14 protein-coding genes are annotated in these 15,331 nt (G+C 71.4%); 8 read left to right on the forward strand and 6 right to left on the reverse strand.

What is annotated here, in order from left to right; translation table 11 throughout:
- Window positions 1–98 precede the first annotated feature (98 nt).
- From rarD to ACFYZL_RS01335, 6 genes are all read right to left on the reverse strand, one after another.
- A complete protein-coding gene (rarD, locus tag ACFYZL_RS01310) occupies window positions 99–1,043 on the reverse strand; it encodes an EamA family transporter RarD (protein WP_384755635.1) in 945 nt (314 codons plus the stop codon).
- A gap of 167 nt (window positions 1,044–1,210) precedes the next feature.
- Window positions 1,211–2,278, reverse strand: a complete 1,068-nt coding sequence (locus tag ACFYZL_RS01315) for a 2-oxoacid:ferredoxin oxidoreductase subunit beta (RefSeq protein WP_384755632.1) — start codon at window positions 2,276–2,278, stop codon at window positions 1,211–1,213.
- Window positions 2,271–4,214: a 2-oxoacid:acceptor oxidoreductase subunit alpha gene (locus tag ACFYZL_RS01320; RefSeq protein WP_388675109.1), complete on the reverse strand. Its 1,944-nt coding sequence runs from the start codon at window positions 4,212–4,214 to the stop codon at window positions 2,271–2,273. Before ACFYZL_RS01320 ends, ACFYZL_RS01315 begins: the two co-directional genes overlap by 8 nt.
- Window positions 4,215–4,375: 161 nt before the next feature.
- Window positions 4,376–5,035 carry a LuxR C-terminal-related transcriptional regulator gene (locus ACFYZL_RS01325; protein ID WP_384755655.1) on the reverse strand — a complete coding sequence of 220 codons (660 nt, stop codon included), beginning with the start codon at window positions 5,033–5,035 and terminating at the stop codon, window positions 4,376–4,378.
- Between the two features lie 372 nt (window positions 5,036–5,407).
- Entirely contained in the window at window positions 5,408–6,712 is a 1,305-nt protein-coding gene (locus ACFYZL_RS01330) for a sensor histidine kinase (protein ID WP_388675112.1), read from the reverse strand.
- Window positions 6,713–7,081: 369 nt separating this feature from the next.
- Window positions 7,082–8,260 carry a sensor histidine kinase gene (locus ACFYZL_RS01335; protein WP_388675115.1) on the reverse strand — a complete coding sequence of 393 codons (1,179 nt, stop codon included), beginning with the start codon at window positions 8,258–8,260 and terminating at the stop codon, window positions 7,082–7,084.
- 147 nt (window positions 8,261–8,407) lie between these two features.
- Here ACFYZL_RS01335 and ACFYZL_RS01340 point away from each other — a divergent pair, with 147 nt between their 5' ends.
- Genes ACFYZL_RS01340 through ACFYZL_RS01375 form a run of 8 tightly spaced genes read left to right on the forward strand, consistent with a single transcriptional unit; the run spans window position 8,408 to window position 15,312 of the window.
- Complete coding sequence (locus ACFYZL_RS01340; protein ID WP_384759129.1) at window positions 8,408–8,815, forward strand: NADH-quinone oxidoreductase subunit A; 408 nt, start codon at window positions 8,408–8,410, stop codon at window positions 8,813–8,815.
- Window positions 8,806–9,408: an NADH-quinone oxidoreductase subunit B gene (locus ACFYZL_RS01345; RefSeq protein WP_384759132.1), complete on the forward strand. Its 603-nt coding sequence runs from the start codon at window positions 8,806–8,808 to the stop codon at window positions 9,406–9,408. The genes ACFYZL_RS01340 and ACFYZL_RS01345 overlap by 10 nt, the downstream gene beginning before the upstream one ends.
- Entirely contained in the window at window positions 9,405–10,568 is a 1,164-nt protein-coding gene (locus tag ACFYZL_RS01350) for an NADH-quinone oxidoreductase subunit C (RefSeq protein WP_388675118.1), read from the forward strand. Before ACFYZL_RS01345 ends, ACFYZL_RS01350 begins: the two co-directional genes overlap by 4 nt.
- Complete coding sequence (locus tag ACFYZL_RS01355) at window positions 10,565–11,533, forward strand: NADH-quinone oxidoreductase subunit H (protein WP_388675121.1); 969 nt, start codon at window positions 10,565–10,567, stop codon at window positions 11,531–11,533. Before ACFYZL_RS01350 ends, ACFYZL_RS01355 begins: the two co-directional genes overlap by 4 nt.
- Window positions 11,533–12,288, forward strand: a complete 756-nt coding sequence (locus ACFYZL_RS01360) for a NuoI/complex I 23 kDa subunit family protein (protein WP_388675124.1) — start codon at window positions 11,533–11,535, stop codon at window positions 12,286–12,288. Before ACFYZL_RS01355 ends, ACFYZL_RS01360 begins: the two co-directional genes overlap by 1 nt.
- Window positions 12,288–12,944, forward strand: coding sequence for an NADH-quinone oxidoreductase subunit J (locus tag ACFYZL_RS01365; protein WP_388675127.1), 657 nt, complete (start codon window positions 12,288–12,290; stop codon window positions 12,942–12,944). Before ACFYZL_RS01360 ends, ACFYZL_RS01365 begins: the two co-directional genes overlap by 1 nt.
- Entirely contained in the window at window positions 12,944–13,291 is a 348-nt protein-coding gene (gene nuoK, locus ACFYZL_RS01370; protein WP_388675129.1) for an NADH-quinone oxidoreductase subunit NuoK, read from the forward strand. The genes ACFYZL_RS01365 and nuoK overlap by 1 nt, the downstream gene beginning before the upstream one ends.
- Window positions 13,288–15,312: an NADH-quinone oxidoreductase subunit L gene (locus ACFYZL_RS01375; protein WP_388675132.1), complete on the forward strand. Its 2,025-nt coding sequence runs from the start codon at window positions 13,288–13,290 to the stop codon at window positions 15,310–15,312. Before nuoK ends, ACFYZL_RS01375 begins: the two co-directional genes overlap by 4 nt.
- The last annotated feature ends 19 nt before the right edge of the window (window positions 15,313–15,331 follow it).

Raw genomic sequence — 15,331 nt, forward strand, 5'->3', positions numbered from 1 at the left:
CCACAATTCGGTCAGGGCAGTTCGGAAAACGGACGATCCCCGGTACGAGGGTTTCGTACCGGGGATCGTGAGATCGGAGATGTGCGTGATGCGGAGCGCTACGCCGGTTCGCGCGCCGGGGCGCTCGCGACGACCGGCGTGGCTTCGAGCGTGGCGCGCGAGCGCCGCGCCGTGCGCAGCGCATCCCAGGTCAGGAGTGCGAGCGCCGCCCAGACCAAGGAGAAGCCCACCCAGCGCTCGGGCGGCATGGCCTCGTGGAAGTAGAGCACTCCGAGCCCGAACTGGAACACCGGCGCCATGTACTGGAGCAGCCCGAGGGTGGACAGCGGGACGCGGATGGCGGCCGCCCCGAAGAACACCAGCGGGACGGCGGTGACCAGACCGGTCGCGGCCAGCAGGGCGGAATGGGTCGCCCCCTGCGTCGCGAAGGTGGACTGCCCCTGGGTGCTCAGCCACACCAGGTAGCCGAGCGCCGGCAGGAACAGCACGGCGGTCTCGGCGGTCAGCGACTCCAGGCCGCCCATGTTGAGCTTCTTCTTGATCAGCCCGTACGTGGCGAAGGAGCAGGCCAGGATCAGCGAGATCCACGGCGGCCGGCCGTATCCGATGGCGAGCACGAGGACGGCGAGGAAGCTGATGCCGACCGCCACCCACTGCGCGCGACGCAGCCGCTCACCGAGGACCAGCACCCCCATCGCGATGCTGACCAGGGGGTTGATGAAGTAGCCGAGGCTGGCCTCGACCACCGCGCCGTTGTTGACGGCCCAGATGTACAGGCCCCAGTTCACGGAGATGATCGAGGCGGCGAGCGCGGTCAGGCCGAGCTTGCGGGGCTGTCGCAGCAGCTCTCGCATCCAGCCCCAGCGGCGTAGCGCGAGGAGCGCCACTCCGACCACGGCCAGGGACCACACCATGCGGTGGGCGAGGATCTCGACGGCCCCGGAGGGCTTGAGGAGCGGCCAGAAGAGGGGGACGAGTCCCCATATTCCGTACGCGCCGAATCCGTAGAGCAGACCCGTGCGCTGCTCGTTCTGTGCCTCCACGGGCCCTCCTGTACGACTTTTCGGCCAATCTCACGAAGGTAGCGCCGCACGGCCCGGATGTCACGACCGTTACGGGGAGATACTCATGACATTGCCGTGACGGCACGAAGAAGCCCGGACCTCCTGGGCGGGAGGTCCGGGCTTCGTCGTGGTGCGAGTGGGGCCGGTCAGCCGACGACCGTCCACGTGTCGTTGCCGGTCAGCAGGGCGCCGAGGTCGCCCTTGCCCTTCTGGTCGATGGCCGTGTCGAGCTGGTCGGCCATGAGGGTGTCGTAGACGGGTCGCTCGACACTGCGGAAGACGCCGATGGGGGTCTGGTGCAGGGTGTCGGGGTCGGCGAGACGGGAGAGCGCGAAGGCGGTGGTGGGGCCGGTCGCGTGTGCGTCGTGGACGAGGACCTGCGCCTCGTTCTCCGCCGTCACCTCGACGACGCGCAGGTCCCCGGTGGCCTGGTCGCGGACGACGCCCTTGTGGCCGTCGGTGCCGAAGCGGATCGGCTGCCCGTGCTCCAGCCGGATCACGGCCTCCGCGGCCTGCTCGTTGTCCTTGAGGACCTCGAAGGCTCCGTCGTTGAAGATGTTGCAGTTCTGGTAGATCTCCACGAGCGCCGTGCCCTGGTGGTCGGCCGCCTGCCGGAGCACCTCGGTGAGGTGCTTGCGGTCGGAGTCCACCGTCCGCGCCACGAAGGAGGCCTCCGCGCCGATCGCCAACGACACCGGGTTGAAGGGCGCGTCCAGCGATCCCATCGGCGTGGACTTGGTGATCTTGCCGATTTCGGAGGTGGGGGAGTACTGGCCCTTGGTCAGGCCGTAGATCCGGTTGTTGAACAGCAGGATCTTGAGGTTGACGTTGCGGCGCAGGGCGTGGATGAGGTGGTTGCCGCCGATGGAGAGTGCGTCGCCGTCGCCGGTGACGACCCAGACGGAGAGGTCGCGGCGGGAGGTGGCGAGGCCGGTGGCGATGGCGGGGGCGCGGCCGTGGATGGAGTGCATCCCGTAGGTGTTCATGTAGTACGGGAAGCGGGAGGAGCAGCCGATGCCGGAGACGAAGACGATGTTCTCCTTCGCCAGCCCGAGCTCGGGCATGAAGCCCTGCACGGCGGCGAGCACGGCGTAGTCGCCGCAGCCGGGGCACCAGCGGACTTCCTGGTCCGACTTGAAGTCCTTCGCGGACTGCCTGGCCTCCGCCTTCGGGACCAGGGAGAGCAGCTTGGGAACGTCGGTCACCTCAGTCATTGATGGCCTCCTTGAGAACCGTCGCGAGCTGCTCGGCCTTGAACGGCATTCCGTTGACCTGGGTGTACGACTGCGCGTCGACCAGGTATTTCGCGCGGATCAGGCCTGCGAGCTGCCCGAGGTTCATCTCCGGCACCACTACCTTTCGGTAACGCCCCAGCACCTCCCCGAGATTCCCGGGGAAGGGGTTGAGGTGGCGCAGGTGGGCCTGGGCGATGGGAGTGCCGGCGAGCCGGAGGCGGCGGACGGCGGCGGTGATGGGGCCGTAGGTGGAGCCCCAGCCGAGGACGAGGGTGTGGGCGCCGTCCGGGTCGTCGACCTCCAGGTCCGGGACCCGGATCCCGTCGATCTTGGCCTGGCGGGTGCGGACCATGAGGTCGTGGTTGGCCGGGTCGTAGGAGATGTTGCCCGTGCCGTCCTGCTTCTCGATGCCGCCGATGCGGTGTTCGAGGCCGGGGGTGCCCGGGACGGCCCACGGACGGGCCAGGGTCTCGGGGTCGCGCTTGTAGGGCCAGAACACCTCGGTGCCGTCGGCCAGCTCGTGGTTGGGTCCGGTCGCGAACTGCACCTTCAGGTCGGGCAGGTCGGCGACCTCGGGGACCCGCCAGGGCTCGGAGCCGTTGGCGAGGTAGCCGTCGGAGAGCAGGAACACCGGCGTCCGGTACGTCAGCGCGATCCGCGCCGCGTCCAACGCCGCGTCGAAGCAGTCCGCGGGCGTCCTGGGCGCCACGATCGGCACCGGCGCCTCGCCGTTGCGCCCGTACATGGCCTGGAGCAGGTCGGCCTGCTCCGTCTTGGTCGGCAGACCCGTCGACGGGCCGCCGCGCTGGATGTCGACGACCAGCAGCGGCAGCTCCAGCGACACCGCCAGCCCGATCGCCTCGGACTTCAGCGCGATGCCGGGCCCGGAGGTGGTCGTCACGCCCAGCGCCCCGCCGAAGGCGGCTCCGAGCGCGGCGCCGATGCCGGCGATCTCGTCCTCGGCCTGGAAGGTGCGGACGCCGAAGTTCTTGTGCTTGGACAGCTCGTGCAGGATGTCCGAGGCCGGCGTGATCGGGTACGAGCCCAGGTAGAGCGGCAGGTCGGCCTGCTGCCCCGCCGCGATCAGCCCGTACGACAGCGCCAGGTTCCCGGAAATGTTGCGGTAGGTCCCCGTGGGGAAGGCTCGGGTCGCCGGCGCGACCTCGTACGAGACCGCGAAGTCCTCGGTCGTCTCGCCGAAGTTCCAGCCCGCCCGGAAGGCGACGATGTTCGCCTCGGCGATGTCCGGCTTCTTCGCGAACTTCTGCCGCAGGAAACTCTCCGTGCCCTCGGTCGGGCGGTGGTACATCCATGACAGCAGACCCAGCGCGAACATGTTCTTGCTGCGCTCCGCCTCCTTCCGCGACAGCCCGAAGTCCTTCAGGGCCTCCACGGTCAGCGTCGTCAGCGGTACGGGGTGGATGTTGTAGGCGGAGAGCGATCCGTCTTCCAGCGGAGAGGTCTCGTACCCGACCTTCGCCATCGGGCGCTTGGTGAACTCGTCGGTGTTGATGATGATCTCGGCGCCGCGCGGCACGTCGGCGATGTTGGCCTTCAGGGCGGCCGGGTTCATCGCGACCAGCACGTTCGGCGCGTCGCCGGGCGTGAGGATGTCGTGGTCCGCGAAGTGCAGCTGGAACGACGACACACCGGGCAGGGTTCCGGCAGGGGCCCGGATCTCGGCGGGGAAGTTCGGCAGCGTGGAGAGGTCGTTGCCGAACGACGCCGTCTCCGAGGTGAACCGGTCACCGGTGAGCTGCATACCGTCACCCGAGTCACCCGCGAAGCGGATGATCACGCGATCGAGGCGACGTACTTCCTTGCCGCCCGGGCTCGGCGGGGTGCGCTGTCCACCGACAACCGCACCCCCAGCCCCGTCGGCCTGCTCGGCTGGGCTGCTGACCTGGCTGGTCACTGAACTGGACCTCCTTCGAGGCGTGGGCTCCCCCACGGAACCCACCCTACGTCCGCAGGGAGGGCTTCCAAGGGAGCGACCACATTCTGGACCGTCGGGCCGCCCCTTGAGACGGCCGGCCGGTATGCCGTAACTGCCGTACCTGACAGAGTGTCAGTCGATCATGATTTGAGGTAGGTGAGAACGGCCAGAACACGCCGGTGATCCCCGTCACTGGGCGACAGGCCCAGCTTCATGAAGATATTGCTGACGTGCTTCTCGACGGCGCCGTCGCTCACCACCAGCTGCTTCGCCACGGCCGAATTGGTACGCCCCTCGGCCATCAGCCCGAGTACTTCGCGCTCGCGCGGGGTCAGCCCAGCCAGCACGTCCTGCTTTCGGCTGCGCCCGAGCAGCTGGGCGACGACCTCCGGGTCCAGTGCGGTACCGCCCCGGGCCACGCGTACCACCGCGTCCAGGAACTCTCTTATCTCGGCTACCCGGTCCTTGAGCAGATAGCCCACCCCGGTGGTGGAACCGGCCAGCAGTTCGGTGGCGTACTGCTCCTCCACGTACTGCGACAGCACGAGCACGCCGATGCCCGGATGGTCGCGCCGCAGCCGCACGGCGGCCCGTACGCCCTCGTCGGTGTGCGTCGGCGGCATCCGCACATCGGCCACCACCACGTCCGGCAGCGCGTCCTCCGCCGCCAGGTCCGCCACCGTCTTGATCAGGGCTTCCGCGTCCCCGACGCCTGCCACGACGTCATGCCCCCGGTCGGTCAGCAGCCGGGTCAGGCCCTCACGCAGCAGCACTGAGTCCTCGGCGATGACCACCCGCACCCTGTCGTCCACGATTCAGCTGCCCCCGCGTCCACTCGTTCTCATGACTCACTGACCCGGCCAAGCATTCCAGCATCGGCCCCGAATCCGGGCAGAGCCCGGCCAACGAGTGGGCCCCGAGGGGGAGTTTTCGCCCCGAGCCGTCCCCTACGGGCAACGAATTCCGGCCGCGGCGATGGCCGGGGGCCCGCCGATCCGGCGGCCACATCCAGCCCCTCCGGCGTTTGAGGAGCGGGGTCCGGGGCGGAGCCCCGGAAGCCCGGGCGCAGCCCGGGGCCGCTCCGCACGACGGCGCCGCGCCCGGGGGCCGGAAACGCGAACGGGACTCCCGCCCACCCGGACGGGAGTCCCGAAGACAACGGCCGCGCCGAACTACCGGCCGCGCCCCCGCCACGGCATCTCCGCCGTGACCACGGTCCCCGCACCCGCGGGGGAGTCCACCACCAGCACCCCGTCCACCGCGTCCAGCCGCTCCGCGAGCCCCGCAAGCCCCGCCCCCTCGGAGAGCCCGGCCCCGCCCCGCCCGTCGTCGCCGACCTGGATGAGCAGCCGCTCCCCGGACTTCCACACGTCCACGCTCGCCCCCCGGGCGCCCGCCCCCGCGTGCTTGCTCACGTTCCGCAGCAGCTCGGACACCACGAAGTACGCGATCCCCTCGATCGCCTCCGCCGGCCTGGCGGGGAGGTCCACGGCCACCCGCACCGGCACCGCGCACCGAGCCGCCACCGAGGACAGTGCCGCGTCCAGCCCCCGGTCCGTCAGCACCGCCGGGTGGATCCCGCGGGCCAGGTCCCGCAGCTCCTGGAGGGCGACCTTCACCTCCCCGTGGGCCTCGTCCACCATCCGTGCGGCCGCCTGCGGGTCCTCCGCGAGCTTCTGCTTCGCCAGCCCCAGATCCATGGCCAGCGCCGCCAGCCGGGCCTGCGCCCCGTCGTGCAGGTCGCGCTCGATGCGCCGCAGGTCCGCCGCGGCCGTGTCGACGACGACCCCCCGGTCGGACTCCAGTTCGCTCACGCGGTGGTCCAGACGGGACGCCCCCAGCAGCCCGGCCACCAGCACCCGGTCCACGGTCGTCAGGGCCCGGATCACCCACGGCGTGGCGAGCGTGATGGCCAGCCCGAGCACGGAAGTGAGCACGATCGCGAGCGGAGAGTCGAGGACGAACGCATAGTCGTCGTTCTGGAAGACGATCAGCCCGGACTGGCCGGTGTAGGTCGGGAAGACCCAGAACCACAGCGGGTACAGCAGGAAGCCCCATCCGTACGACCAGAACGTCAGCGCCAGGCAGAAGCCGAAGACCGCCCACGGGAAGTGGATCACGGAGTACAGCACGTGCCGCCAGGCGCTACCGCTCTTGAGCAGCGCCCCCATGGCCGCGAGCGGCCCGCTCTTCCGGGCTCGGATGCGCGCGGGAGCGGCGATGTCGACCCGCAACAGGTGCCGGACCCGGGCGCGCTCCAGGTGCCCGAACCCGCGGCACATGGCGAGCAGGCCGGCCAGGACGGGGATGCCGAGGAAGGTGACGAGCAACCCGGCGCCGACGCTCACACCCGCGATCGCGAGCGAGAAGTACACCGTGCTCAGCGGCAGCCCCACCAACAGGTACCCGAACTCCCGCCAGGTCCGCCCCTCGACGGGGGCTCGCAACACCGCCCCGAAGCCCGTCCCGTTGCCCATGATCCAGCCCCGCCCTTCCCGTCCGCCGATACCCCTCAACCCTGTCGCCCCGCACCCACCCGAACCATCCGGCGAGTAGGCGTCACGACCCGGGGGTTAACCCCACCCCAACCTCCGAGGCGCGCCCGTCCAAAACCCAGCCCGCCCGCCACCCGAGCCGCCGGGCCAATCCCGCCTCCGGCAAAAAGCCAGCCCCTCCGGCGTTTGAGGAGCGGGGTCCGGGGCGGAGCCCCGGAAGCGCGGGCGCAGCCCGGGGCCGCTCCGCGCAACGGCGCCGCGCCCGGGAGCCGGGAACGCGAACGGGACTCCCGCCCACCCGGACGGGAGTCCCGAAAACAAGGCCCGCGCCGAACCGCCGCCCGCGCCGAACTACCGCCCGCGCCCCCGCCACGGCAGCTCCGCCGTGACCACGGTCCCCGCACCCGCGGGGGAGTCCACCACCAGCACCCCGTCCACCGCCCCCAACCGCTCCGCCAGCCCCGCCAGCCCCGACCCCCGCGAGACGTCCGCCCCGCCGCACCCGTCGTCGGAGACCCGGATCATCAGCCGGGCGTCCGCCCGCCACACCTCCACGCTCGCGCCGCGAGCCTGCGCGTGCTTGCTCACGTTCTGCAGCAGCTCGGACACCACGAAGTACGCGATCCCCTCGATCGCCTCCACCGGCCGTTCCTCCACCGGCAGCTCCACCAGCACCTTCACCGGCACCACGCACCGCGTCGCCACCGACGAGAGCGCCGCGTCCAGCCCCCGGTCCGTCAGCACCGCCGGGTGGATCCCGCGCGCGAGGTCCCGCAGCTCCTGGAGCGCCAGCTTCACCTCACCGTGGGCCTCGTCGACCATCGCCGCCGCGCCCTCCGGGTCCTCCAGCAGCTTCTCCTTCGCCAGGCCCAGCCCCATCGCCAGCGCGACCAGCCGGGCCTGCGCCCCGTCGTGCAGGTCCCGCTCGATGCGCCGCAGGTCCGCCGCGGCCGTGTCGACGACGACGCCCCGGTCGGATTCCAGCTCCGCGATCCGCCGCTCCAGCTCGTCGGAGGGCGACAGCAGCCCCCGTACCATCGCGCGGTCGACGTTCGACAGCCCCCGCGCCACGTACGGCAGCACGGGCCACAGCACGAAGAGCCCGGTCAGAGCTACCGTGAAGGTGAGCACCCCCCAGGGCAGCCGGATCAGCTGGTACAGCACCGTCCGCCAGCCGACCGGGTCCTTGATGCTCGTCCACAGCCAGGGGAAGAATCCACCGGACCGCTTCGGCCCGGGGATCGGGGTCGGCTCGTCCACCCGTACGCCGAGCAGCGCGCGGGCGCGGGCCCGGTCCAGCCGTCCCAACTGCCGAGACAGATAGAGTCCGAGCGCCAGCAGCGGAACACCGATCGCCGTCACGGACAGGGCCCCCGTGCCGGAGACCATGACAACCGTGTAAACGAAGCCGACGATCGCCACCGGCAGGTTCGTCAACAGATGGGCGATTTCCTTCCACGTCACGGCGCTGAAGACGGCGCGTACGGGAGGGGGCCGATCGTTGTCGGGGATGTCAGGGCGCGTGGTCATGGGCCACAGCCTGCCAAGCGGACCCCGCTCATGCCATGGGGTGGCCGGGGTGCTGTGAACGGGGGATAACCCCACCCTGTGTGAGGCAGGCCCTAGACTCCCGTCCGTAACAGATCGTCGACAGTGGCCGAGGAGCGAGGAACGGACGTGCCTGAACCGACGGTATCGACCGTAACCGTGCTCGCGGCGGACTACTTCCGGAGTTATTCGGTCGTCGGCCTCCTGGCCGCGCTCGGTGTGCTCTTCGTGGCCGTGGCCTTCGGCGCCGGTCGCCTGCTGCGCCCCGAGGTCCCGACCCGCGAGAAGCTCCTGACGTACGAATGCGGTGTGGACCCGGTGGGCGAGGGCTGGGCGCACACCCAGGTCCGCTACTACGTCTACGCGTTCCTCTACGTCATCTTCGCCGTCGACTCGATCTTCCTCTTCCCGTGGGCGACGGTGTTCGGCGCCGCCGGTTACGGCGCCACGACCCTGGTCGAGATGTTCATCTTCCTGGGCTTCCTGGCCGTCGGCCTGCTCTACGCGTACAAGAAGGGCGTCCTCGAATGGACGTGACACCGGCCGTGACCCCGAGCGAGGGGGTGCTGCTCCCGGAGCCGAAGCGCCTCGGAGTCCTCTCCCGCCTCGCCCCGGAGCCGATGAAGGTGGTCCTCAACTGGGGCCGCCGGTACAGCCTGTGGGTCTTCAACTTCGGTCTGGCCTGCTGCGCGATCGAGTTCATCGCCGCGTCCATGGCCCGGCACGACTTCATCCGCCTCGGCGTGATCCCCTTCGCGCCCGGCCCGCGCCAGGCCGACCTGATGATCGTCTCGGGCACCGTCACGGACAAGATGGCCCCGGCCGTGAAGCGGCTCTACGAGCAGATGCCGGAGCCCAAGTACGTCATCTCCTTCGGCGCCTGCTCCAACTGCGGCGGGCCGTACTGGGACTCGTACTCGGTCACGAAGGGCGTCGACCAGATCATCCCGGTCGACGTCTACGTGCCCGGCTGCCCGCCGCGACCGGAGGCGCTGCTCCAGGGCATCCTCAAGCTCCAGGAGAAGATCGCCCGCGAGTCGCTGGCCGAGCGCTACACGGCCGGCCCGTCCGTCGCGCAGCTCACCAGCGGCCTGGTCACGCCCCCGCCCACCCCGGGAGCCGGCGCATGAACCTCTACGACTCCCTGCCCGACGCGGCTGCGACGGTCTTCGGAGAGGAGGCCGTCGGCTCGTCCGCGTACGACCTCCTGACGGTCGACGTCCCGGTCGGATCCTGGATCTCCTCCCTGGAGATCGCCCGGGACAAGCTGGGCTGCACGTACTTCGACTGGCTGAGCGCCGTGGACGAGCCGGGCACCGGCTTCCGCGTCTGCGCGCACGTCGTCGCGCTCGAAAACCGTCGCGTACGCCGATTGCTGCTGCGTACGACGGTCCCGCACTCGGCGCCCTCCCTGCCGTCCGCGATCGCGGTCTACGCGGGCGCCGAATGGCACGAGCGCGAGACGTTCGAGATGTTCGGGATCACCTTCACCGACCACCCGCACCTGGTCCACCTGCTCCTCCCCGAGGAGTTCGAGGGCCACCCGCTGCGCAAGGACTTCGTCCTGGCCGCACGCGTCGTCAAGGCCTGGCCGGGAGCCAAGGAGCCCGGCGAGGCGCACGACCCGAACGCGCCGAAGCGCCGCCAGATGCTCCCGCCGGGCGTCCCGGACCCCAACGACTGGGGACCGCTGAAGGGCCAGCTCCCGCCGGCCCCCGCCCGTCCGGCCCGCACCCCGCGCGCAGCGGGAGCGGCCGCCCGCGAGGGCGCCCCGGCGCGCCGCGCCCGTTCGGTGGCCGACGGCTCGGCCACTCAGACCACGGAGTCCGCGGCAGCACCCCGCCCGGCCCGCCGCACCCGCTCGGTGACGGACGGCTCGGCAAGCCAGGCGACCCCGACCCCCGAGTCCGAGACCCCGGCAACGGGGGCCCCGGCCGACCGGGCCACCGGGGCGACTGCGGCAGCCCCCGGCGCGGAGCCCGCGGCGTCACCCCGCCCGGCCCGCCGCACCCGCTCGGTGGCCGACGGCTCGGCGAGCCAGGCCGACGCGCCCCCGGAAGCCCCCGGCACCGCGGCGGAGGAGGCGCGTCCGCCGCGCCGCCCGGCCGCCCGCAGCTCGGACGCGCCGTGGCACAACCCGAAGCCGGCCTTCGACGAGCCCGCCACCCAACCGGCCACCCCGCCGGAGGCAGAGGCAGAGGCAGACGCAGAGGCAACGGCCGAACCGGCCACCGAAGTCAAGCCCAAGCCCAAGACCGACTCCACCCCCGACAACGGAGGCGACGCGTGAACGACGTCCTCGACGTCGCCCTGCGGCTGATCGTCGTCTTCGCCGTCTTCCTCGTGCTCCCGCTCGTCGTCGGGCAGACCGAGCACAAGGTGATGGCCCACATGCAGGGCCGCCTCGGCCCCATGTACGCAGGCGGCTTCCACGGCTGGGCCCAGCTCGTGGCCGACGGCGTCAAGTTCGCGCAGAAGGAAGACATCGTCCCGGCCAACGCCGACCGGCGGATCTTCCAGCTCGCCCCCGCCGTCGCCCTGCTCCCCTACCTCCTCGTCCTCGTCGCCATCCCGATCGGCCCGGGCGAGGGCGCCGTAGGCCAGGTCATCGACGCGGGCCTGTTCTTCGTGCTCGCCGTCATGGGCGTCGGAATCCTCGGCTCCCTCATGGCCGGCTGGGCCTCCGCGAACAAGTTCTCCCTGCTCGGCGGCCTGCGTACCGCCGCGCAGCTGCTCGCCTACGAACTCCCGATGCTGCTCGCCGCCGCCTCCGTGGCCATGGCGGCCGGGACGGTCTCCATCCCCGGCATCGTCGAGAGCTTCCAGTGGTGGTGGCTGCCCTGGCAGATCGTCGGTGCGCTCGTCTTCTTCACCGCCGGCCTCGCCGAGCTCCAGCGGCCCCCCTTCGACATGCCCGTCGCCGACTCCGAGATCATCTTCGGTGCGTACACCGAGTACACCGGCCTGCGCTTCGCGCTGTTCCTGCTGGCCGAGTACGCCGGCATCGTCGTCCTCTGCGCCCTCACCACCGTCCTCTTCCTCGGGGGCTGGCACGGCCCGTTCGGCTCCGGCGACTTCGGCTGGGTCTGGACCCTCCTCAAGACCGCGATCCTCGCCTTCGTCGTGATCTGGCTCCGCGTGAGCTACCCGCGCCTGCGCGAGGACCAGCTCCAGAAGCTCGCCTGGACCGTACTCATCCCGCTCGCGCTCGCCCAGATCGCGCTCACCGGCATCGTGAAGGTGGCGATCCAGTAATGCCCATCCCCGGATCCGGCCTCGCCAAGGGCCTGGCCGTCACGCTGCGCACGATGACGAAGCGCTCGCACACCGCCCAGTACCCCGAGGTCCAGCCGCAGCTCCCGCCCCGCTCCCGCGGGGTCATCGGCCTGTTCGAGGAGAACTGCACGGTCTGCATGCTCTGCGCCCGCGAGTGCCCCGACTGGTGCATCTACATCGACTCCCACAAGGAGACGGTCCCGGCCGCCACCCCCGGCGGCCGCGAGCGCAGCCGTAACGTCCTGGACCGTTTCGCCATCGACTTCTCCCTCTGCATGTACTGCGGCATCTGCATCGAGGTGTGCCCCTTCGACGCCCTCTTCTGGTCGCCGGAGTTCGAGTACGCGGAGACCGACATCCACGAACTGACCCACGAGCGCGACAAGCTCCGCGAGTGGATGTGGACCGTCCCGGCCCCGCCCGCGCTGGACCCGGCAGCCGAAGAACCCAAGGAGATCGCCGCGGCCCGCAAGGCGGTCGAGAAGGCGGAAGCCGCAGCAGCGGCCGCAGCCGCCGCCGAAGCCGAGCCCCCCACCGCCGCCCCCGCGACCGAAACGGCCGCTCCCGGCACGGGATCCGGCCCGGCCCCCGGCAGGGGAACCGCTTCCGGCACCGGCACCGGCACCGGCACCGGCACCGGCACCGGCACCGGCACCGGTCCGGCCGCCGAGTCCGGCTCCGGCGATGCCCCCGGCAAGGGAACCGGCACCGACCCGGCGGGAGGCACCGCCTGATGCTGACCGCCCACCTCGCGGCCGCCGCAGGCGTCCCCGCGCCCACGCCCGGACCCGGGTTCCTCTCGCCGACCGGCGTCGAGATCGCCTTCGTCCTCGTCGGCCTCGCCACCCTCGGCGCGGCCCTCGTCACGGTCACCACCCGGCAGCTCGTGCACGCCGCCCTCTGGCTGGTCGTCGCGCTCGGCGGCATCGCCATCGAGTACCTGCTGCTGACCGCGGAGTTCATCGCCTGGGTCCAGGTGCTGATCTACCTCGGTTCCGTGGTCGTCCTCCTCCTCTTCGGACTGATGCTCACCAAGGCGCCCATCGGCCGCTCCCCGGACGCCGACTCCGGCAACCGGTGGATCGCCCTCGGCGTCGCGGGCATCGCGGCCGTCGCCCTGGTCTGGGTCGTCGTCGACGCCTTCCGCACGACCTGGATCGACCTCGACGGCCCGGTCCAAGGCTCGACGAAGGTCTCCGGCGAGATCCTCTTCCAGCACTGGGTGCTGCCCTTCGAGGCCCTCTCCGTCCTCCTCCTCGCGGCCCTGATCGGCGCCATCGTGCTCTCCCGCAAGACCGACCCCAACGACCCAGCCGAAGCCGGCGCCGAAGCCGGCGCCAACGGCAGCGCCGACGGCAGTGCCGACGGCGACAAGAAGGGGCAGCGCTGATGCACCTCGCCTACCCCGCCGTGCTCGCGGCGCTCCTCTTCTGCACGGGCCTGTACGGAGTACTCGCCCGCCGCAACGCCATCCTGGTCCTGATGTCCGTCGAGCTGATGCTCAACGCCGTCAACCTGAACCTGGTCGCCTTCGACGTCTGGCTGCGCGACACCCTGCACGCCGGCCAGGCCCTCACCCTCTTCACCATCGCCATCGCCGCCGCCGAGATCGGCATCGGCCTCGCGATCGTGCTGATGGTGTACCGCAACCGGGGCACCTCGGACGTCGACCGCCTGCGCGACACCGCCGAAGGCCACGAGCCCACCCCGAACCACCGGAGCGAGGCCACCGCGTGAGCACGACGACCCTCGCCGTACTCGTCCCCCTCCTCCCCTTCCTGGGCGGGGCCGCGGGACTCCTCCTCGGCCGCACCGCCCCCGGCTTCGTCCGGCCGCTCGCGATCCTGCCGACGCTCGCCACCGCCGTGCTGGCGGTGCTCGTCGCCATCCGCCAGGGCGGCGGCAAGGCCATCGACGCGTCGACCCTGCTGACCCCGACCGGCTCCGTGCCGATCGAACTCTCGCTCCACGTGGACGGCTTCGCCGCCCTGGTCGCCGTCCTCGTCGGAGTCGTCGCCACGTGCGTACAGCTCTACTCGACGGCATACCTCCGCGAGGACCCGCGCTACCCGTCGTACGCCGGTCTGGTCTCACTGTTCACCTCCGCCATGCTGCTCGTCGTCTACACCGGCGACCTGATGGTGCTGCTGGTCGGCTGGGAGATCATGGGCATCTGCTCGTACTTCCTGGTCGGGCACTACTGGGAGACCGAGGCGGCCCGCTCCGCCTCCCTGAAGGCCTTCCTCGTCACCAAGCTCGGTGACGTCCCCTTCCTCATCGGCCTGTTCGCGCTCGCCGCCGACGCCGGCTCCTTCGAGATCACGAAGGTCCTGGGCACCGTCGCCGCCGGCGGACTCGACCACCCGACGCTGATCGCGCTGCTCCTGCTCGCCGGAGTCGCGGGCAAGTCCGCGCAGTTCCCGCTGCACACCTGGCTCCCGGACGCCATGGCGGGCCCCACCCCGGTCTCCGCGCTGATCCACGCCGCGACGATGGTCGCCGCCGGCATCTACTTCATCGCCCGTCTCCTCCCCGTCTTCGCCGCCTCCGCCGCCGCGCTGGTGGTCATGGCCGTCATGGCGGCCGTCACGATGGTCGGCTCCGGCCTCGCGGCCCTCGCCCAGGACGACATCAAGCGCGTCCTCGCCTACTCCACGATCGGCCAGCTCGGCTACATGACCGGCGCGCTGGCCGTCGGCGACCGCGGCGCCGCCGTCTTCCACCTCCTGTCCCACGGCGCCTTCAAGGCACTCCTGTTCCTCGGCGCCGGCGTGATCATCCACGCCGCCGGTACGAACTCGCTGGCCGCCATGTCCCGTATGGACGGCCTGTCCAAGCGCATCCCCGACGCCTTCTGGACGATGACGATCGCGCTCCTCGCGCTCGCCGCGATCCCGCCGTTCGCCGGCTTCTTCTCCAAGGAAGCCGTCCTCGTCGCCGCCGAGCAGACCGCGACCGGCCACTCGGACTTCGCCCCCAGCGGCGCCGGCTGGGTGGTGCTGGTCGCCGGCGTGCTGACCGCCCTGCTCACCGCCGCCTACGCCACCCGGCTGTGGCTGATGGCCTTCCGCGGCCGGGGCGCCGCCGCCCCCGACCACGGCAAGGAGCCCATCGCCATGACCGGCGTGCTGTGGCTGCTCGCGATCCCCACGATCGGCCTCGGCCTCGCGGCGGACTCCCTCGCCGACTGGTTCGACGGCAGGGCGCTCACCCCGACCCTGGTCACCTCGGTCCTCGGCACCGGCGCGGCCGTCGTCGGCGTGATGCTCACCTACGCCCTCTGGCAGCGCGCCACGGTCAAGGCAGCCGCCGTCGCGGCGACCGCCTCGGTCGCCAACGGCGTCGCGGCCGCCGCCGCCGTCGCCGCCACCGTCGCGGAGTCCGCCGCCGAAGCCCCCGAGGTCGCCGAGGTGACCCACGACCACCCGGCCGCCGCGGCCGGCCCCGCCGCCGACCCGGGCAAGGTGCTCCTCGGCCCCCTGCACCGGCACGCGGCAGTCGGCTTCCACCTCGACGCCGTCTACGACCGGCTCTTCGTCCGCCCCGTCCTGGCGGCCGCGAGCCTGGTCCGCTTCCTCGACCGCGAGGTCGTCGACACGTACGTCCGCGGCGCGGGCAGCGCCCCCCGGCTGTTCGGCAGCCTCGTCCGCCGTGCCCAGACCGGCAACGTGCAGAGCTACCTGAGTGCCCTGTTCGCCGGTGCCGTGGTCCTGGCGATCGCCACCGCCGTCTTCGCCAACATCAACGCCGGATCGTGAGCCGAGAGTCAGCCGTGAT

The sequence above is a fragment of the Streptomyces sp. NPDC001717 genome (assembly GCF_042892775.1).
Lineage (GTDB): Bacteria > Actinomycetota > Actinomycetes > Streptomycetales > Streptomycetaceae > Streptomyces.